The following is a 20,342-nucleotide window of genomic DNA, read 5'->3' as shown; positions in this document are numbered from 1 at the left end:
TCGACTCCTCCTTGATACTGGGCGGGGGCGAACCAGTGCCAGGTACGGGCGGGCAGCAAAGGTTGCCCGGGCGGGCAACGCGCCGGTACGTACGCGAACTCGCCTGCGGGGCGGGCGACCACGACTCCGCCGGACAGTGGGCCCGGACCGCGTCCGGCGCGGTCCGGGCCCACGGCTGTTCACGAGCCGGCGGTGGCCGCCTCCAGGGTGGTGGCCATCACCGGGCTGGTGAAGGTGTTCGTCGCGTCGCCCGTGGAGGGGTGGTACGAGCCCCACTTGAGGTAGTTGCGGTTGCCGTCCCAGGTGGTGCCCTTGAACGTGCCCGAGCCCGTGGTGAACGTCTGCTTCACGCCGTCGAACCAGAAGTCGATGGTGCCGTCCGTGCGGCCCAGGCGGATCTTCAGCGCGTACGAGTGCCAGGTGTTGTTGGTGGTCTGCGCGGTCCACAGGGAGTGCGCCACGTGGGCGGTGTCCCACTCCTGGAGGCGGACGCGCCCGTTGACGATGTCGATCTCGATCGGGTGGTTGGCGGTGTCGGTGCTCGGCGAGCACTTCAGCTGGAAGACGTACCGGCTGTTGGTGTCCTTGATGTCCACCTTGGACGACCAGCCCAGGTAGAAGGTGTCGCCCTCCTTCAGGTCCGGGCTGAGCGTCTCGCAGCGCTCCTCACCGGCGGCCTGGAAGGCCCGCCACACGCTGCCCTTGGCGGGGTCCTTCACCACGCCGAAGTTGTTCGCCGCGCACTGGACGGCCTTGAACGAGGACGGGCCCGTGCTGGTGCTCGGCGTCCACAGGACCTTGCCCGCGTCGGCGGCGGGGCTGCTGGCGGAGGCCTGGCCGCAGGTGAGCGCCAGCGTGGCGAGGGCGGCGGCCGCGGTGGCGGCCTTGCGGCGGTGGGTCAGAGGGGACATGCCTCTCCCGGGGGGATGAGTGGCCGATACGAGCGCGCAGTGATTCGACCAGCAACCGGCCCGCCCGGCCAGACGAAACGGCCGACGGAAGTGCTTTTCGGTCACTTCCGCCGGCCGTCCTCCGGGGTGAACCCGGCCCTGCTCCCGTCCGTTACGGGGTGCGCGGTGCCCCGGTGCCCCCGGCGCCCTCAGTGCCTTCCGCGTTCTCGTCGTACGAGGAGGTGCCCTCGTCCAGCAGCGGCTCCTGCGTCTTGAGGTGCGCCGGGGCCAGCGCCCGCAGCGCGTGGTAGCCGGTGATGACGACCAGCGTGCCGAGCGCGATGCCGCTGATGCTGAAGGTGTCGGTGAACTTCAGCGACACGTTGCCGATGCCGATGATGATGCCCGCCGCGGCCGGCACCAGGTTCAGCGGGTTGCGCAGGTCGACCTGGGCCCTGGTCCAGATCTGCGCGCCGAGCAGGCCGATCATGCCGTAGAGGATCACGGTGATCCCGCCGAGCACCCCGCCGGGGATCGCGGCGACGATCGCGCCGAACTTCGGGCACAGGCCGAACAGCAGGGCGAAGCCGGCGGCGCACCAGTAGGCGGCCGTCGAGTAGACCCGGGTGGCGGCCATGACGCCGATGTTCTCCGAGTACGTGGTGTTCGGCGGGCCGCCGACCGCGGTGGAGAGCATGGAGCCGATGCCGTCCGCCGAGATCGCGGTGCCCAGCTTGTCGTCCAGGTTGGAGCCGGTCATCTCGCCGACCGCCTTGACGTGCCCGGCGTTCTCGGCGACCAGCGCGATCACCACGGGCAGCGCCACCAGGATCGCCGACCACTGGAAGGACGGGCCGTGGAAGGTCGGCAGGCCGATCCAGTCCGCCTTGCCGACACCCGACAGGTCCAGGCGCCAGTGGTCGGTCATGTGCCCGCCGCCGTCCACCGAGTGGATCTTCCCGAAGACCCGGTCGAACAGCCAGGAGATCCCGTACCCGAACAGCAGCCCCAGGAAGATCGCCACCCGCGACCAGAAGCCGCGCAGGCACACCACGGCCAGACCGGTGAACAGCATCACCAGCAGCGCCGTCCACTGGTCCTGCGGCCAGTACGTCGAGGCGGTCACCGGGGCGAGGTTGAAGCCGATCAGCATGACCACCGCGCCGGTGACGATCGGCGGCATCGTGGCGTGGATGATCCGAGCCCCGAACCGCTGGACCGCCACCCCGACCAGGAACAGCACCACGCCCACCACGAACACCGCGCCGGTCACCGTCGCGCTGGTGCCGCCCTGCGCCCGGATCACCGCCGCCACGCCCACGAAGGACAGCGAGCAGCCCAGGTAGCTGGGCACCCGGCCCTTGGTGGCCAGCAGGAAGATCACGGTCGCCACGCCGGACATCATGATCGCGAGGTTCGGGTCGAGCCCCATCAGCACGGGCGCCACGAAGCTCGCCCCGAACATCGCCACCACGTGCTGGGCGCCCAGCCCTACCGTGCGGGGCCAGGAGAGCCGTTCGTCGGGACGGACCACCGCCCCCGGCGCGGGCGTACGCCCGTCGCCGTGCAGCTTCCAGCGCACGCCGAGATCCATGGGTGTTTCGCTTTCTCTGTACTTCCGAGGAACTGTCCGCACCATTGTGGTGGCCGCCGGGTGCCCTGGCGATCACCCGGCCCGCGCGTGAGCTGCGCGGACGTGTGGTAACAGCCGTCGGAGTCGGTTCCTCCGCTTGGTCCCGGCCCGCCCGGCCCGCCCGGCGCGGGCGGTTCGTCCGGCCCGCCGGGCTCGGCTTCCGAGGGCTCAGCGCGGCCGGCGCTCCCACTCGCTGCCGCCCAACGGGTAGTCGTAGCCCGGCCGCCCGGTGGCCCCGCTGGTACGGAACGGCGTGTTGCCCGCGGCGACGCGCATCGTGCCCTTGCGCCCGCCGCTGGACCAGTCCAGGGTCAGCTCCCAGCGCACGTCGTGCGCCCGGGTATGCGCGGTGACGTAGAAGACCTCGGGATCGGACTCGCTGACCTTGCGCGGGAAGGAGCGCTGCCCGCCCCGGGCGGTGACCGTCGGACTGCCGCTGTCCAGGTCGATGTCGAAGGAGGCGCTCTCCACCCCGCCGCCGCAGCCCACCCCCATCGCGTAGTCGTTCCAGGGGAGCGGCGCGCCCTTGGTCACGACCCGTACGTGCAGCGCCTCCAGGACGACCGTGTCCTTCCCGGTGCCCTGGACGGTCAGCGCGACCCGCTGCTCCCCGGAGGCGACCGCGCCGTACGCGGCGGCCCAGCGCGGTGCCTCCGGCTCGTTGGCGGGCGGGCCGACCTGCTGGGGCGGGCTGTCGACGAGGAAGTGCTGGTAGCACGGGTTCTCGTAGACGTAGGGGCGGGTCGCGATCCTCAGCGGCGACGGGTCGGCGGTGGCGGTGGCGGTGGCGGTGGCGGTGGCGGTGGCGGTGGCGCTGGGCGAGGCGCCGGCCGGGGAGCCGCTCGCGGAGACGGAGACGCCCGGGCCGGCCTCACCGGCCCCGCCCGACTCTGAACCGAGGAGGCCGGGCCCGGCGTCGGAGGACGAGGGGGCGGCGGAGGGCGCCTGGCCCGCGCCGCCCGGGGGAGTGGACGCGGAGGCGCCCGGCGTCGAGGGCCCGGCACTGCCCGGCTGGCCGGTGTCGGTGGCGGCCGCCTCGGCGGCGCCGGCCGGGCGCTGGTCGGCGGCCGTCTCCGCGCTCCCACCGTTGGCCCCGTTCCCGTGCCCGCCGGAGGGGACGAGGCTGAAGGCCACCGCCCCCAGCATGGCCGCCGCGGTGACGGCGGCCAGCAGCACTCGGCGCCGGCCCCGCCCCGGCGCAGGGCCCCCGGACGGCACGCCGACGGCGACCGGCTCGTCCTCCTCGCCGTCCGGCGCCGGCTCAGACGGCGCCGGCCCGGACGGCGCCGGGCCGGTGTCCGCCTCCCGTACGGGCTCCGGGACGGGAGCGGGTACGGCCGCAGGTACGGCGGCGGCGGCCGCGGGAGCGGAAGCCCCCGCCTCCTGCCCCGGCCGGGCCCGGCGTGCCCCGTCGGCCAGGATCCAGCGCCGGTGCAGTTCCATCAGCTCCTGCGGCGTCGCCCGGCAGAGCCGCGCCAGGCGGTCCAGCGGCGCGAACTCGGGCGGCACCACGGCGCCGATGCAGTAGCGGTGCAGCGTCGAGGTGCTCAGGTGCAGGCGTTTGGCGAGCGTCCCGTAGCTGAGCCCCGAACGCTCCTTCAGTTCCCCCAGCAGTGCCGCGAGATCGTCCGCCGCCGGGCTCCCCGTCGCGTGCGGCATTCCCATCGTCCAACCCCCATGTCTCATCCCCGTGTTCCAGGGCCCCGGCATCCCCCCTGCTCAGGGCCCCTCCCAGTGTCCCAGCGTCCCTGACCGGCCGTCGACCGTGGCGGCTGGGACGGGCCACCGGGCAGGCTCCGGTCATCCAAGCACCACACCGAACGATCTTCGAAGAGGCCACGCCCACATGCTCGGCATCCGCACCGCCCGTACCTCCCGCACCCGCATCCTGGCCGCCGTCGCGACCGCCGCGCTCGCCGCGCTCACCCTGACGGCGTGCAACGACGACGCGGGGGACGCGGGCGGCAAGGGGACCTCCGCGAACTCCCCGGCGCCCACCGCCCCGCCCGCCGCGAGCGCCCCCGCCCCGGCGGCCCCCGCACCGGTACCCGCCACCGGTGCTCCCGCCGCGACCGGCTCGCCCGCCTCCGCCAAGCCCTCCGCGAAGGCGCCCGCCGCCCCGAAGCCCCCGAGCCCCGCGGACGGCAAGGCCGTCACCTGCGAGGGTTCCGTCACCAAGACCGTCGCGGCCCCGCTGACCCGCCCGGTCAACCACCTGCTGCTGACCGTCACCAACACCGGCAGCGCCCCCTGCTACCTCTACGGCTACCCGGCCGTGCGCTTCGGCGAGGCCCAGTCGGTGCCGCCGGTCATCGAGGACTCCAAGCCGCAGGCCGTCGTCACGCTCAAGCCCGGCGAGTCCGGCTACGCCTCGGTGAACCTGTCCGCCACCGACGGCAGCGGCGGCCACGGCCGCACCGAGACCTCGCTGGCGGTCTACTTCCACGGTCCCTCCGGCAACGAGAGCGTCGGCGCGGGAAGCAACCCTTCGCTGCCCGCCAAGGGTCTGTACATCGACGACTCGCTCAAGGTGGGCTACTGGCAGCAGTCCATGGACGACGCCGTCACCTCGTAGTCCCCGGACCAGGCGGGGCGGCGGGGCCGGTGCCCGCCGCCCCGCCGTCCGCGGTGCGCCGCCCCGCCCGTTCGTGGGCGACGCTCCGCGACCGACGGATCGCGTGCTGTCATATGCTTGTCATATACATCTGATCCAAGGGGGGTGCGTGGAGTTCCGACTGCTGGGCTCGGTGGCCGTGGTGGCCGCGGACGGCCGCGAGCTTCCGGCCGGATCGGCCAAGCGCCGCAGCCTGCTGGCCATGCTCCTGCTGAACCCCGGAGCACCGGTCACCGTCGAACGGCTCACCGAGACCCTCTGGGACGAGGAACCGCCCCGGCACTCGCGCACCGTCATCCACAACCACGTCTCCGGGCTGCGCTCCCTGCTCACCGCCCACGACGCCCCCGCCGCCGGCGTCGAACTCGTCACCGACAACGGCGCCTACCGGCTGCGGACACCCGACCAGGCCGTGGACACCGTACGGTTCGACCGCCTGGTGGCCCGCGCCCGCTCCCTGGACGACACCGCCCGGGCCGCCGCCGACCTGCGCGAGGCACTCGCCCTGTGGCGGGGCCCCGCCCTGGCCGGCACCACCGCCGGCCTGCCGCTGCAGTCCGCCGCCCGGGCCCTGGAGGAACGGCGGCTGGCCGCCGTCGAGGACCTGGCCCGCGCCCACGGCCGGCTCGGCGACCACTGCGCGGCCGCCGGCCTGCTGCACACCGAGGCCACCGCCGACCCGCTGCGCGAACCGCTGGTCGCCCACCTCATGCACGCGCTCGGCCGCGCGGGGCGCCGCTCCGAGGCCCTCGACTGGTTCCACCGCACCCGCCGGGCCCTGGCCGAGGAACTCGGCATCGACCCCGGACCGGAACTCACCGACGCCTACGCCCGCCTGCTGCGCACCGACACCCCGCCGAGCCGCCCCGACGCCGGCCCGCGCCCCGCCCTGCCGCCGGGCCGCTCCGACCGGGTGCCGCCCGCCCGGCACCCGAGCGACCAGGAACCGCCGGACCGCCCGGCCTTCGACCGGCCGGCGTTCGACCCCGTGCCGCCCACGCGGGTCCCCACCGTCGGCGGCCTGGCCTCCGTCCCCGACCAGCGACCCGCACCCGTACCCGCGCCCGCACCGGCCACCGCCCGCCCCCCGGCAGCACCCGCCGCCACCGCCGCGCAGCACACCCCCTGGCCCTTCCCCCGCCGCCCGCGCGGCTTCGCCGGCCGGGAGGACGAACTGGCCGCGCTCGACCGGGCCACCGCCGCCCCCGGCGCCGTCGCCCTGCTCACCGGCGGCGCCGGCGTCGGCAAGACCACCCTCGCCCTGTCCTGGGCGCACCGCCGCCACCAGGACTTCCCCGACGGCCGGCTCTTCGTCGACCTGTGCGGCCACAGCCCGCTGCCCGAGCGCGACACCGCCGCCGTCCTGCGCGAACTGCTGCTCGCCCTGGGCCTGCCCGTCGAGCGGATGCCCGCCACCGCCGAGGCGATGGGCGCCCGCTACCGCGAACTGACCGCCGGGCGCCGGATGCTGATCGTCCTGGACAACGCCCGCCGCTCCGACCAGGTGCGCCCGCTGCTGCCCGACGGCGACGACTGCGTCACCCTGGTCACCAGCCGCGACCGGCTCGGCGGCCTGGTCGCCTCCGACGCCGCCCGCCCCGTGCCGCTCGCCGAACTCTCCTCCCCGCAGGCCGTCACCCTGCTCGCCGCGACCCTCGGCCCCGACCTGGTCGCCGCCGAACCCGAGGCCGCCGCCCGCCTGGCCGATTTGTGCGACGGCCTGCCGCTCGCCCTGCGGCTGGCCGCCGCCCGCCTCGCCACCGGCCCGGCCCGCGCGCTGGCCGCCCTCGCCGACGAACTCGCCGACGAGCAGGACCGCCTGGACCTCCTCGACGTCGAGGACACCAGCGTCGCCGCCGCGCTCGCCCTGACCGTCCAGCACCTGGGCGAACCCGCCCGCCGGACGTTCCGCAGCCTCGGCGCCCACACCGGCGCCACCCTCGACAGCCGCACCGCCGCCGCCCTGGCCGGCTGCCGCCCCGACGAGGCCGCCGCCGCCCTGGCCCAACTGGCCACCGCCCACCTGATCGTGCAGATCGGCCGGGACGCCTACACCCTGCACGACCTGGTCCGCCTCTACGCCCGCAGCCTGCCCGGCGACACCGACACCCAGGTGCTGCCCCGCCTGCTCGACCACCTGCTCAACACCCTCCTCACCGCCTGCGCCGCCGCCGAACCGGGCAGCGAACCGTGCTGCGCCCTGCCGCCCGGCACCCGCCGCCCCGCCGAGGTCCGCCCCTTCCCCGACCGGGCGAGCGCCCTCGCCTGGTACGCCGCCGAACGCGACACCCTGCGCGGCGCCGTCGAGGCGGCCGTCGCCGCCGGACTGCACGACCGCGCCTGGCGCCTGGTGCTGCTCCAGTGGCCGCTGATCGTCTGGCAGGTCCGGGACGGCTGGGCACCGCTGCTCGAACACGGCCTGGCCGCCGCCGAGGCCGACCGCGACCCCGGCGCCCAGTCCCGCGCCCGGGCCCTGCTCGGCTGGGTCCTGCTGGAGGAGGGCCGCCCCGACCAGGCCCTCGACCACCTGGAACGCGCCCCCGACCTCGCCGCCCGGGCCGGCGACGGCTGCGCCCAGGCCGTCGCCCTGGTCAACCACGCCGTCGCGCTCGCCCGCCACGGCGACCACGCCGGCCGGGCCCGGGTGCACGGCCTGCTGCTGAAGGCCCTGTCCCTGGCCGAACGGGCCGGCCGCGCCGACCTCGTCGGCCTCGCCCGCCAGCACCTGGCCCACGAGTGCCTGGCCGCCGGCGCCCACGAGGAGGCCGCCCAGCACGCCGCCCGCGGCCTGGCCGTCGCAGAACCGCCCTTCCCGGTCACCCGCCGGGTGGTCCTGCAGACCCTCTACGGCCGCGCCCTGGCCGCCACCGGCCACCCCGAGGAGGCCGCCCGCCACCTCGGCGCCGCGCTGCGCACCGCCCGCGCGCACCAGTACGGGGAGGGCGAGTCGGAGGCGGGCGCCGCGCTGCGCGCCCTGTCGGACGGCGGCGCCGCCGTGGCCGGCGCCGTCGCGCCCTCCGCCGCGTCGCCCGCCGCCGTCGCGCCCGGCACGGCCGTGCCCGCCACCGCCCCCGGCGGCCCGGCGTACGCGCGGCCGTCGACCTACCCGCGCTGACCGGACCCTCGCCGACCGGACCCACCGCCGGCGGCCGGGCACCCCCGCGCAGCACTGGCGGGCCCGCCCGAAGGGAAGGATGGACACAACGGGGGGAGCCCGGGCAGCGGGCGAAGCCGGCACACCACCTGCCCGAGGGGGATGCGCGATGACCACGCCGCCGGAGCCGAACCGTCGGTCCGAACTGCTGGAGCTGTACCTGCTCGCCGTGGAGATGGCCGACCGGGTCTCGGCCCGCCGGGGCAGCGCCAACACCTTCTTCCTGTCCGTGCAGACCGCGCTGGTCACCCTGATCGGCTTCGGCATACCGAAGTTGTCCGAGTCCCCGTGGTGGGTGCCGACCGCCGTCGCGCTGGCCGGCATCACCCTCTCCGGCGCCTGGTGGATGCAGCTGCGCAGCTACCGGGACCTCAACGGCGCCAAGTTCCAGGTCATCAACAGCCTGGAGGAGAAGCTGTCCGCGCGGATCTACACCGACGAGTGGGACGCCCTCAGGAACACCGCGGCGGCCGGCCGGCGCCACCGGCACTACACCGAACTCGGCACCACGGAACGGCTCGTGCCGATGATATTCGCGGCGGCCCATCTGATCCTGCTCACCGGCACGCTCGTCAGCGGCACACTGGCCGTATGAGCCACCTCGACCCCATCGCCGACCTGATCCGCTCCTGCCTGCCCACGGAGGCCAGACCCCCCGAGGGCGCCGACGACCTGTTCCGCCTCTACGCCGTGCTGCTGCAGGCCAAGGGCGAGCAGGTCACCGACGAGGACGTCCACAACGCCTGGACGGCCTGGACCCAGACCACCGACGACACCCACCGGGCCCTGGTGCCCTTCCACGACCTCGACGCCCGCACCCGCGCCCTGGACGCCCCGTACACCCTCGCCATCCGCACCGCCGCCCGCCGGCTCCACCGCCCCGCCACGGCCTGAGCACGGCCGCGGCCCGGGGACGGCCGCAGCCGGGGGACGGCGACGGGCCCGCGGCGGGGGAGCGGCCCCGGCCGCGGGCCCGGCACCGTACGCGGGATCAGGCGCCGGGCGTGCCGGGCGCGGCGGCCGCCAGCTCGTCGACGGTGCCGGACATGACGGTGCGCAGGTGGCGGGTGAGGTGCTCGGCGGGCCAGTGCCACCAGGCGAGGTCCAGCAGGCGGGCGATGTCGGCCTCGTCGTACCGCAGCCGGATCACCTTGGCCGGGTTGCCGCCGGCGACGGCGTAGTCGGGGATGTCGGAGGTGACGACGGATCCGGCGGCGACGACCGCGCCGTGGCCGATGCGCACCCCGGGCATGACGGTGACGCGGTAGCCGAGCCACACGTCGTGGCCGACGACGGTGTCGCCGCGCCCGGGCAGGCCGGTGATCAGGTCGAGGTGCTCGGCCCAGGAGCCGCCCATGATGGGGAAGGGGAAGGTGGAGGGCCCGTCCATCCGGTGGTTGGCGCCGTTCATGACGAACCGCACCCCGGTGGCGAAGGCGCAGAACCTCCCGATGACGAGCTTCTCCGGCCCGTAGTGGTAGAGCACGTTGCGGGTCTGGAAGGCCGTCGGGTCGTCCGGGTCGTCGTAGTACGAGTACTCGCCGACCTCGATCAGCGGCGAGGTGAGCAGCGGCTTGAGGAGCACCACCCGCGGCTGTTCGGGGAAGGGGTGCAGCACGGTCGGGTCGGGCACGGCGGGGATCACCAGGGGGCACCGCTCTCGCGTTGACGGGACATCAGGGGTTCCATGATCCACCGGACGGCGCGGCGGTCCGGCGGTTTTCCCCGCACCGGCCGCCTTCCTTGATCAAATGACGTCAAGTTGTCTGTACAGCTCGGAGCCTCCTGACGGTCATCGGCCGGTCATCGGACACCACGGCCGCGTCCACTTCGGTCTCGTACACATAACGGGTCCGGTCCGAACCGCGCGGCCGGCCCCCGTACCGAAGACCCGCGGTCCGTCAGCAAGGAGCCCCACCCCGATGAGTCCGAAGCCCGAACTGTCGCGCCGCAGCGTCCTCGGCGGCGCGGCGGCGGCCGCGGTGCTGTCCGCCCTCCCCATCAGCGTCCAGCAGGCCCTCGCCGCACCGGCCCGGCCCGGACGGCTGGCGGACATCCAGCACGTCGTGGTGTTCATGCAGGAGAACCGCGCCTTCGACCACTACTTCGGCACCCTGGCGGGCGTGCGCGGCTTCGGCGACCGCACCGCCGTACGCGGCGTCGACGGCCGCTCGGTGTTCCACCAGCCCGACCCCGGCCGCAAGGAGGGCTACCTGCTGCCCTTCGCGATGAACGCCGCCCACACCAGCGCCTACCAGCAGGGCGCGCCGTCCTTCGGCTACGGCGACTCGATGAGCGCCTGGAACGACGGGCGCGCCGACGGCTCCGTCACCCGCCGCTCCTCCGGCTGGCTCGGCCAGGGCTACTACGAGCCCGCCGACATGCCCTTCTACCACGCCCTCGCCTCGGTGTTCACGGTCTGCGACGCCTACTACTCCTCGACGCAGTGCAACACCAACACCAACCGCGACCACGCGATGACCGGCACCAGCGGCGGCACCGTGCGGGACACCCCGGTGACCGACAACACCGAGATCCCCGGCGGCTACGAGTGGACCACCTACGCCGAGCGCCTGGAGAAGGCCGGCGTCAGCTGGAGGACCTACCAGGCCCTCGACAACTTCGACGACAACGCCCTCGCCTGGTTCACCCCCTTCGTCAAGGCCAAGCCCGGCGAGCCGCTGTACGAGCGCGGCATGCGCGCCGTCGGCGACCCGGCCAAGGCGAAGGACCCGTTCGCCATGGGCGACGCCCTCGTCGAGGCCTTCACCGCCGACGTCCAGGCCGACCGCCTCCCGCAGGTCTCCTGGATCGTCGCCCCCGCCGCCCTGTCCGAGCACGCCAACTACGCGCCGCCGAACGGCGAACACCTCACCGCCCGGCTGCTCTCCGCGCTCGCCGCCAAGCCCGAGGTGTTCCAGAAGACCGTCTTCATCCTCAACTACGACGAGCACGGCGGCTTCTTCGACCACCAGCTGCCGCCCGTCCCGCCGCTGGCCGACGGCCGCGGCAAGTCCAACGTCCCGGTCGACGGCGAGGTCGTCGTCCGCGTCGCCAAGGGCGGCTCCACCTACCACCGGGTGGTGGGCCAGGACGGGAAGTACCGGGTCAAGGCCGCCGACGGCACCCTCACCTGGTCCGCCACCCTCCCCGCCGGCGAGACCCTGGTCTCCGGCCCCTACCCGATGGGCCTGGGCGTCCGGGTGCCGATGGTCGTCGTCTCCCCGTGGACCCGCGGCGGCGTCGTCGACTCCACCGTCTACGACCACACCTCCGTCCTGCGCTTCCTGGAACAGCGCTTCGGCGTCCAGGAACCCAACATCAGCCCCTGGCGGCGCGCCGTCTGCGGCGACCTCACCAACGTCTTCGACTTCTCCGGCCGCAACCCCGCCTGGCCGCAACTGCCCGACACCAGCGGCAACCGCCGCAAGGTCGACGACACCGGCAAGCTCCCCGCCCCCACCGTGCCCAGCCCGCAGACCTTCCCCCGGCAGCAGCGCGGCACCCGCTCCTCCCGCCCCGCCCCCTACAACCTCCTGGTCAAGCCCCGCCTCAAGGGCGACGAACTCACCCTCGACTTCGTCAACCAGGGCCGCCAGGGCGCCGTCTTCGCCGTCTACCCCGCCCCCGGCGAGGCCCCCAAGCACTACACCGTCGCCGCCCGGAGCCGCCTGTCCGACGTCTGGAAGGTCGGCCCGGCCGGCTACGACCTGCGCGTCCACGGCCCCGACGGCGCCCTGTGGCACCTGCGCGGCGACACCGCCTCCGGCTACGAGGTCTCGCTCTCCGAGGAGGGCGGCGGCAAGGTGCTGGAGGTCGACGTCATCAACCGCTCGCGCACCGCCCAGACCTTCCTCGTCGGCGACCTCGCCTACGGCGACGGCTTGCGCGAGGTACGGGTCGCGGCCGGCGACGACCGCACCGTCAACCTCAAGGTCGGCCCCGAGGGCTGGTACGACGTCGCCGTCGCCGTCCAGGGCGACCTCGCCTTCCGCCGCCGCATCGCCGGCCGCTTCCCCTGGGACGACCGCACCGTCACCGACCCCGCCCTCGGCCTGGCCGACCCCCTCACCGTCGACCTCGCCCTCGGCGCCGCCTCCACCACCATCGACGAACCCGTCCTGCTGCCCGGCCGCCCCGCCACCGTCACCGCCACCCTCACCGCCACCACCGCCCTCACCCGCCTGGAGACCCAGCCGCTGCTCCCGCCCGGCTGGACGGCCACCACCGTCACCGCCGCACCCGACAAGCTCGCCGCCGGCGCCACCGCCACCGCCGTCTGGCAGGTCACCCCGCCCGCCCAACTGCCCGCCGGCGCCACCCACCGCCTGCTGGTCACCGCCCGCGCCCAGGCCGACGGCCGCCTCGCCCTCGCCGACGGCGAACTCGCCGCCCGCCCCGCCCCGGCGATGACCGGCCACCTCCTCGACGAGGACTTCGAATCCCTCGCCGACGCCCTCAAGCCGGAATCCGGCCTGCTCGGCTGGACCGCCCAGGCCCCCAAGGGCTGGACGGTCGTCAACGCCCCCGCCATGCCCCAGGGCACCGTCCGCCTCCAGGGCTGGACCTTCCACACCAAGCGCGAATGGGCCGCCCTCGGCGCCCAGGACCGCGGCAACTTCACCCGCGCCCTGGGCGTCGTCGCCGTCGCCGACCCCGACGACTGGGACGACACCGGCTCGCCCTCCCGCAAGGGCGTCTTCGACTCCACCCTGGTCTCGCCCGCCGTCGCCATCCCGGCCGGCACCGACACCCTCCACCTCGCCTTCGACTCCCACTACCGCCAGGAGGCCCCGCAGAAGGCCTCCGTCACCGCCGTCTTCGACAACGGCACCGAGACCCGCCTGCTCGCCTACAGCTCCGACGCCACCGGCAACGACAACGCCGGCAAGGACGTCCAGAACACCCGGATCACCCGCAGCCTCGCCGTCCCCGCCGGAGCCCGCTCGGTGACCCTCCGGTTCCGCATGTACGACGCCGGCAACAACTGGTACTGGGCCGTCGACCACATCCGCCTCGACACCCGCCCCGTCACCGACTGACCCCGCCGGCCCCTCCAGTCCCTCCAGCCCTACCGGGCCCGCCCGAGCCACCGCGCCCGGGCGGGCCCGACCCGTACCGGCGGCCCCGCGTGCCAGGTAGAACTACTGCCACGACCACAGGGGAGGAAACCGAAGGTGACCGACACGACGACCCCGGCCGGCCGGGCCGCCCGACTCCACGACCGCTACCCGAGCCTCGACGAACTCACCGCCACCGCCCACCAGTTGGCCGCCCACCGGCCCGACCGCTGCCGGGTGCGCACCGTCGGCACCTCCCGCGCCGGACGCCCCCTGACCCTGCTGACCGTCGGCCCCGCCCCGCACGGAACCGGCCGCGCCCCGCACAACCTCCTCGTCGTCGCCGGCGCCCACGCCGACGAGTTCGCCGCCCGCGCCGCCGTCAACGACCTCGCCCACCACGCCCTCACGGCCCAACACCCGTACCTCGCCTGGCACTTCCTGCTCTGCCTCGACCCCGACGGCGCCCACCTCGCCGACGGCAGCCGCCACGCCCGCACCCTGCCCGACTACTTCGCCCACTACTACCGCCCCGCCGCCGAGGAACAGCCCGAATGGGCCCCCGCCGCCGGCGCCGACCTCCCCGAGAGCCGCGCCCTCCTCGACCTCATCGACGAACTGCGCCCCACCCTCCAGTTCTCCCTCCACAGCACCGACGTCGGCGGCACCTTCCTCCAGGCCACCAGCGACCCCGCCGCCCTCGCCCACCCCTTCGCCCGCTCCGCCGCCCACCACGGCATCCCCGTCGAGACCGGCAACTTCGACACCTTCCGCCTGCACGAATCCGGCCCCGGCCTCTACCTCATGACCCCCCACCACATCGACCGGCAGGAGACCACCACCGGCGTCCTCACCCCCCACCACGGCGCCGACGAAGCCCGCGCCGGCACCTGGTTCGCCCCCCAGCGCCACGGCGGCCAGACCGTCCTCGTCGAAGTCCCCGCCTTCACCAGCGCCCACCTCGGCGACAACCGCCCCGCCACCGCCGTCCGCCTGTACCTGCGCACCTGCGCCGACCGCCTGCGCCACCGCGGCACACTCCTCACCGCACTCCTCGACGCCGCCCTGCCCTACGTGCGAAACCCCGACACCCCCCTGCTGCGCGCCGCCCGCACCCCGCTCACCGCCCTGCGTCAACTCGCCGACGCATGGGACCCGGACGGCCACGGACAGGAGCTCCTACAGACCCCGATCACCCGCGCCCGCCTCACCGGCATCGACCTGTGGGCCCACCGCGTCCCGGTCCGCGCCGCCGCCCTGCTGCGCCGCGCCGTCCGCGTCGCCGGCGCCCCCGCCGCACCCCAGGCCGCCCGCCTCGACCACCTGCTGCGCGACTGGTGCGCCCAGTACCAGCGGACCTTCCAGCCCGTCTGGCTCCCCGTCGCCCGCCAGGCCGCCCACCAGGCCGCCACCGTCCGCGCCGCCGTCGCCCTGCGCCACCCGGCGAGTTAGGCGTTGGTGCCCTCGGTGTCGATGTGCGGCAGCACCCGGTCCAGGAACCGCGGCGTCCACCAGGCCGCCGAGCCCAGCAGCGTCATCACCGCCGGCACCAGCAGTAGCCGAGGTCACGTCGTTGCCCGTCATGCGTGCTGCTGTCAGTGGCATGTGGCATGTTGATGCCGATGCTGAGAGGAGGGTGGGCCGGATGATCCGTGCATACAAGTTCTTGATTCGGCCCACCGTAGGCCAGGCGCAGGCACTGGCCGAGATGCTGCGGGATCACTGCTCGCTGTACAACGGGGCGTTGCAGGAGCGCCGGGACGCCTACCGGCATGTGTCGAAGACGTCGGTCACATATGGGCAGCAGTCCGCACAGCTCAAGGAGATCCGGTCGTTCGACCCGGAATGTCAGGGCCGCTGGTCCTTTTCCTCGCAGCAGGCGACGCTTCGCCGGTTGGACAAGGCGTTCGCAGGCTTCTTCCGGCGGGTCAAGTCCGGTGAGAGGCCTGGCTACCCGCGGTTCCGCGGGGTGGGCCGGTTCGACACGGTGGACTTCCCCAAGGACGGCGACGGCTGCCGCTGGGACTCCACCCCGCACGACCCCGTGACTCGCGTCCGGTTCCAGGGCGTGGGGCACGTCAAGGTCAACCGGCACCGACCGGTAGCCGGCAAGGTCAAGACGGTCTCGGTGAAGCGCGAGGGCCGTAGATGGTTTGTCGTGCTGACCGTCGAACAGACCACACCTGAGCCGTTGCCGAAGACCGGCAGCATGGTCGGCGTCGACATGGGCATAGCCAACTTCCTTGCCGACTCCAATGGCGGGTTCGTGCCCAACCCTCGCCATGGCCGGAAGGCCGGCGCCAAGTTGGAAGCCGCGCAGCAGGCCCTCAGCCGCTGCAAGCGAGGTGGCAACCGCCGTCGAAAGGCCGTCCAACGGGTGGCCGACCTTCACCGCAAAGTTCGCCGCCGGCGACTCGACCACGCCCACAAGACTGCCCTTGACCTGATCAGGGCGCACGACGTCATCGCCCACGAGAACCTGACGATCCGCACCATGGTGCGCACCCCTGCGCCCAAGCCCGACCCCGACCGGCCCGGCGCGTTCCTTCCGAACGGCGCTTCCGCGAAGGCAGGGCTCAACCGCTCGATATCGGATGCCGGTTGGGGGGTGTTCCTGACGATCCTGCACGCCAAGGCTGAGAGCGCCGGACGGGAAGTCATCGCTGTGGACCCCCGCAACACCTCTCGCACATGCCCCCACTGCGGACATGTCGCCAAGGAGAACCGGCCCACTCAGGAAGCCTTCCACTGCGTCGCCTGCGATCATGAGGCCCACGCTGACACGGTAGGAGCCATCAACGTTCTACGGGCCGGGCTGGTCCGTCGCGACGCCCGGAAGGGTTAGCGAGAAGTCCCAGCTTTAGCCGGGGAAGGAGTCACCATCTTGATTACCACGTTTGTTCGTGCTTGCCGACCATGAACGCCGCGACCAGCGCCGTCAGCAGCGGCAGCCCCGCCGCGATCGCACTGCCGAACCCCACCAGCAGCACCACCACCGCCACCGCGAAACCGATCACCTCGCTGGACCGGTCGTCCGCCGCCGGCCGGGCCAACTCGCCCAGCGGCCCCCCGTACTCCACCTGCACCCCGGCCGCCCGCAGCGGCGCCACCGCCGCGTCCACCCCCGGCAGGTAGTCCTTGCCCAGCAGCGTCGGATTGGTGTCGAACCGCACGGTCAGGTACCCGGTCAGCCCGTCGGCGGACAGCGGCCCGCCCGGCACCGGGCCCTGCCCCGGCGGCGGCAGCGGACTCTGCACCGACAGCACGTGCGGCAGCTGCTGCAGCGCCGCCACCGCCTCGGCGATCTGCGGCTGGAAGCCCGTCAGCTGCGCCGCGTCGTGCAGCACCACCTGGGAACTGGTGCCCGCCGCGGCCGGCTCGTGCGCCTGCAACACGCTCCGGCCCTGCTGCGCCTGGGTGCCGGGCAGCGAGAAGTCGTCCGAGTAGGAGCCGCCGACGGCCCGGTTGGCGGCCTGGACGCCGGCCAGGGCGACGAGCCACAGCAGGATGACGGTCAGCCAGTGGCGCGCGCACCACTCGCCCAGGCGGCGCAGCGCCGAGCGCCGGGCCGGTGGCGCGGCGGCCGAGGGGGCGGGGCGGGCGGACGGCGGCATGGAAGGCTCCCGGGTCTCCTGCACGGCGGTGCGCCGATTCGGCGCAGTGTCCCCGACGGCCCGCGGCCCGCCACCGGTACCGGCGGGTAGTCGCCCCTACGGCCCCGGGGGCTTCGACGCTCCTCTGCCCGGCCCGGCGGCACGGCCCGTGGGACCGCGCCGCCGGGCGGAGGGGCGGCCGGTCCCCGGTCAGGGCCGGGCGGCGGCCCCGCCGAGCCCCGGGGCCGGCACGGGCGCGGCGGCGCCGACCAGGACGACGAGTTCGTGGCCGCCCGGGTTGGTCTGCAGGGGCAGGGTCCGCCAGTTGTTGGCGAGCCAGACGTTGCCGGACGGGTCGATCCGCAGGCCGGTGTTGCGTTCCAGCCCGTCGCTCGGGTAGCCGGTGTCGGGCGGGGACAGCGGCTGGCCGGTGGTGAAGCCGGGCGGGCAGGCGGTGAGGTCGACGCCGCACAGCCGGGCGACGCGGTGGCCGCCGAAGTTGGCGATCCAGACGGTGTCCTCGCCGTCGACGGCGACGCCCCAGGGCAGGAACAGGCCGCCGCCGGTGAAGGGTTCGGGGGCCGGGGTCCCGTCGGAGCGGATCAGGGTGACGGAGGCGCCCGGGCGCGGGCCCGTGTCGCCCGCGACGGCGGCGTCCGCGAGGTCCCCGGCGGTGGTGTCGCCGCAGGGCACCGGCAGGATGCCGCTGTTGGCGACCCAGGCGTTGCCCCGGCTGTCGGTGGCGATGCCGAGCGGGCGGCGCAGCCCGCCGCCGGTCACCGCCCGCTCCAGGGTGCCGTCGGGGCCCAGGACCTGCACGCTGTCGCTGCCGTTGCCGCTGACCCACAGCCGCCCCGCCGGGTCGACGGCGGCGCCGAAGGGCTTGTGCAGCGCGGGGGTGGGGACCTCCCGGGCGCGGGTGGCGTCGCCGTCGGGGACGCGGGTCACGCTGTCCGCGCCGCAGCCGGCCGCCCACACGGTGCCGGAGCGGTCGGCGGCCAGGCCCTGGGGCTGGACGATGCCGTCGGCGCGCCACCCCTCGGGCGGGGAGAGCGGGGTGCCGTCCGGGGCGAACTGCGAGAGGCTGCGCTCCAGCGGGGCCGGGTCGATCGGGCAACCATGGCCCTGGAAGCCGAAGTTGGCGACCCAGGCGGAGCCCCGGGCGTCGACGGTGACGCCGAACCCGGCGCCGTACAGGCCGCCGCCCCGGTAGGGGGCGCCGGGGGCATCCCGGCCGTCCGGGGTGAACTTCAGGACGGTGTCGCCGCCGCAGACCGGCACGGTGGGGTCGGCGCCGTAGCGGTAGTTGTTGCTGACCCAGGCGTTGCCGTCGGCGTCGAAGGCGATGTTGCCGGGGCCGTCGAGCTCGTGGCCGTTGCCGTCGTAGCGCAGGGCCACGGTCCAGGCCTCGGGGGCGGCGGGCAGGGCGGGCCGGTAGCGGGGGGCGGTGGCGGCGAGGGCGAACAGCTCGGCGGCGTTGTGGCCCGGGTCGTGGGCGATGTCCACGGCGGCCCGCAGGGTGTCGCGGGGCCGTTCGTGCCCGGGGCGCCGGGCCAGGTCGAGCAGCCGGTCGCAGGGGTCGCCGACGCCGCCGCCGGCGCCGTCGACGCAGGCGGCGAGCAGGTCGGCGAGGGTGTTGAACTCGGCCAGGGTCGAGGTGAGCGCGCCGTTGGGCGGGGCGGCGAGCGGGGCGGCGATGCCGCCGGTGCCGGTGTCGGCCAGGTTGTGGGCGACGGCGGCGGCGTTGCGCAGCCCGGGGTCGGGGCCGGCCACGCCGTCGGGGCCGGTGAAGCGGGCCAGGGCGTAGGCGACGGCCACGGTGGTGCGCTCGTTGACGACGAGTTCGGGCGGCGCCCCGGCCCCGCTCAGGACGGCGGCGAGCACCGCCGGCCCGCCGGCGCCGCGTGCGCCCCCGGGCCCGGGCAGGCCGGCCAGCACGTACAGCACGGCGCGCGGGTCCTCGGGGCGGCGGTAGTCCAGGACGAAGCGCCCGTCCCGCGCGCTGCGGGTGCGGGCCAGCACCCGGGGCGCGGCGCCCGCGCCGTCCCCGGCCTGGTAGAGCGTCACCTCGGCGCCGCCCAGCGGGGTGTCGCCGCTGCGCACCACCCCGCACTGGCCGGTGGGGGCGGCGGCCGTGGCGTGGGAGGGTCCGGCGGCGAGCTGGGCCAGGAGGGCGGCGGTCAGCAGGACGCCGCGGCGTCGGCGCATGGGGGCTCCGTTTCGGCGGTAGGGGGACGAACGGCGGTTCGTCCCCCTACCTGCCACACCGGCCGGCCGCCCGGGCGCATCCGGCCGCGGGACGCGGCGGAAATTGCCCGGTACGGGCGAGCCGGCGCGGGGCCCGTCCCCGGCTCAGCCGCGCTGCCCGGCCGCCGCGGCGGAGGGGGCGGGGGCGGCGAAGCGGGGCAGGACCTCCTCGGCGAGCTCCTGGAGCAGCTCGTCGACGGGGCGGTCGTTGGGGCGCAGGTTGAAGGAGACGTGGGCGACGCCGAGTTCGGCCATCAGCTCCAGGTGCTCGATCAGGGCGGTGCGCCCGGTGCTGAGGCCGAGCCGGATGGGGCGCGGCGCGGCGGCCGGGTCCTCGGCGAGGGTGAGGACCATCGGCGTCAGGTAGGGCTTGTCGCCGGCGAGGTCGCGCCACTGGCGCAGCCGCGTGCGCAGCGCGTCCGGGTCGCGGGGGTAGTTGAGGGAGGCGTCGGCGTGCTCGGCGATCCACTCGGGGCTCTGCTGGGCGCCGCCGGCGACGGCGATCGGGATGCCCTCGGGGTGGACGGGCCGGGGCAGGACCTCCAGCTGCTGTTCGGCGCCGAGGCCGGCGGCGGGCAGTTCCAGCGGGCCGGGGCGCCAGGCGGCGCGCAGGGTCTCGACGCCGGCGCGGAAGGCGGCGCCGCGGCCGTGGAAGTCGCGGTCGAACAGCGGGTACTCGACGGGGCGGTCGCCGCTGGCGAGGCCGAGCAGCAGGCGCCCGCCGGAGAGCACGTCGACGGTGGCGGCGGCCTTGGCGACGAGCAGCGGCTCGCGCAGCGGCAGGACGACCGCGCCGGTGGCGAGGACCGCGTCGCGGGTGAGGGCGGCGAGGTGGCCGAGGTGGGTGAAGGTCTCGAAGACGCTGCCGGCGTCGCCGAACCGGACGGGGTCGTAGAGCGGGACGTCGCGCACCCACAGGGCGGCGAAGCCGAGGCGGTCGGCGAGGGCGGCGAGGCGGGCGTGCCCGGCGAGGTCGGGGACGCCGAAGGGGCGGCCGGCCGCGCGGTCGGCCCGGCCGCGGTCCTGGCCCCAGTCGTTGTCCAGGGGCAGTTCCAGGCCGATGGTCAGCCGGCCGTCGGCGGGGGCCAGTCGGGCGAGTGCGGGGTGGGACGGGGCCATGGCGGGTCCTTCACAAAAGATCCCGTCCCGGG

General features: G+C 75.0%; 13 protein-coding genes and 1 pseudogene. 7 read left to right on the top strand and 7 right to left on the bottom strand.

The features are described from left to right. Positions 1-179: 179 nt before the first annotated feature. The 3 genes from ACWDD9_RS21515 to ACWDD9_RS21505 form a co-directional block, all read right to left on the bottom strand. Complete coding sequence (locus ACWDD9_RS21515) at positions 180-911, bottom strand: heparin lyase I family protein (protein ID WP_449812355.1); 732 nt, start codon at positions 909-911, stop codon at positions 180-182. Between the two features lie 151 nt (positions 912-1,062). After that, positions 1,063-2,484 carry a uracil-xanthine permease family protein gene (locus ACWDD9_RS21510; RefSeq protein ID WP_449812354.1) on the bottom strand — a complete coding sequence of 474 codons (1,422 nt, stop codon included), beginning with the start codon at positions 2,482-2,484 and terminating at the stop codon, positions 1,063-1,065. Between the two features lie 207 nt (positions 2,485-2,691). After that, positions 2,692-4,182 (bottom strand): helix-turn-helix domain-containing protein, encoded by a 1,491-nt coding sequence (locus ACWDD9_RS21505; RefSeq protein WP_449812377.1) that lies wholly within the window; start codon positions 4,180-4,182, stop codon positions 2,692-2,694. A 196-nt stretch (positions 4,183-4,378) separates the two neighbouring features. On the opposite strand from ACWDD9_RS21505, the gene ACWDD9_RS21500 reads away from it, so the two are divergent. From ACWDD9_RS21500 to ACWDD9_RS21485, 4 genes are all read left to right on the top strand, one after another. Then, a complete protein-coding gene (locus tag ACWDD9_RS21500) occupies positions 4,379-5,098 on the top strand; it encodes a DUF4232 domain-containing protein (protein ID WP_449812376.1) in 720 nt (239 codons plus the stop codon). 148 nt (positions 5,099-5,246) lie between these two features. Further along, positions 5,247-8,252: a BTAD domain-containing putative transcriptional regulator gene (locus tag ACWDD9_RS21495; RefSeq protein ID WP_449812353.1), complete on the top strand. Its 3,006-nt coding sequence runs from the start codon at positions 5,247-5,249 to the stop codon at positions 8,250-8,252. Positions 8,253-8,400: 148 nt separating this feature from the next. Next, on the top strand, positions 8,401-8,886 hold the full coding sequence (locus ACWDD9_RS21490) for a RipA family octameric membrane protein (RefSeq protein WP_053112619.1): 486 nt from the start codon (positions 8,401-8,403) through the stop codon (positions 8,884-8,886). Beyond that, entirely contained in the window at positions 8,883-9,185 is a 303-nt protein-coding gene (locus ACWDD9_RS21485) for a DUF7701 domain-containing protein (RefSeq protein WP_074005344.1), read from the top strand. The genes ACWDD9_RS21490 and ACWDD9_RS21485 overlap by 4 nt, the downstream gene beginning before the upstream one ends. 97 nt (positions 9,186-9,282) lie before the next feature. On the opposite strand, the gene ACWDD9_RS21480 is transcribed toward ACWDD9_RS21485, so the two are convergent. Further along, entirely contained in the window at positions 9,283-9,933 is a 651-nt protein-coding gene (locus tag ACWDD9_RS21480) for a CatB-related O-acetyltransferase (RefSeq protein WP_387975193.1), read from the bottom strand. A gap of 280 nt (positions 9,934-10,213) precedes the next feature. Between ACWDD9_RS21480 and ACWDD9_RS21475 the strand changes: the two genes are divergently transcribed. From ACWDD9_RS21475 to ACWDD9_RS21465, 3 genes are all read left to right on the top strand, one after another. Then, the gene (locus tag ACWDD9_RS21475; RefSeq protein WP_449812352.1) at positions 10,214-13,333 is read left to right on the top strand and encodes a phosphocholine-specific phospholipase C; all 3,120 of its coding nucleotides are present in this window, start codon (positions 10,214-10,216) and stop codon (positions 13,331-13,333) included. Positions 13,334-13,468: 135 nt separating this feature from the next. Further along, a complete protein-coding gene (locus ACWDD9_RS21470; RefSeq protein ID WP_449812351.1) occupies positions 13,469-14,803 on the top strand; it encodes a M14 family zinc carboxypeptidase in 1,335 nt (444 codons plus the stop codon). 193 nt (positions 14,804-14,996) lie between these two features. Further along, complete coding sequence (locus ACWDD9_RS21465; RefSeq protein WP_380781268.1) at positions 14,997-16,196, top strand: RNA-guided endonuclease InsQ/TnpB family protein; 1,200 nt, start codon at positions 14,997-14,999, stop codon at positions 16,194-16,196. A 76-nt stretch (positions 16,197-16,272) separates the two neighbouring features. On the opposite strand, the pseudogene ACWDD9_RS21460 reads toward ACWDD9_RS21465, so the two are convergent. The 3 genes and pseudogenes from ACWDD9_RS21460 to ACWDD9_RS21450 form a co-directional block, all read right to left on the bottom strand. Then, positions 16,273-16,965, bottom strand: a pseudogene (locus ACWDD9_RS21460) (MMPL family transporter); the annotation flags it as partial. A 189-nt stretch (positions 16,966-17,154) separates the two neighbouring features. Next, a complete protein-coding gene (locus tag ACWDD9_RS21455) occupies positions 17,155-19,152 on the bottom strand; it encodes an NHL repeat-containing protein (protein WP_449812350.1) in 1,998 nt (665 codons plus the stop codon). A gap of 144 nt (positions 19,153-19,296) precedes the next feature. After that, the gene (locus tag ACWDD9_RS21450; RefSeq protein ID WP_449812349.1) at positions 19,297-20,310 is read right to left on the bottom strand and encodes a TIGR03571 family LLM class oxidoreductase; all 1,014 of its coding nucleotides are present in this window, start codon (positions 20,308-20,310) and stop codon (positions 19,297-19,299) included. Between the last annotated feature and the right edge of the window lie 32 nt (positions 20,311-20,342).

Source organism: Kitasatospora sp. NPDC001119 (genome assembly GCF_053598475.1).
Note: the sequence above shows the minus strand (reverse complement) of the source record. Positions and strands in the feature narration are given on the sequence as shown.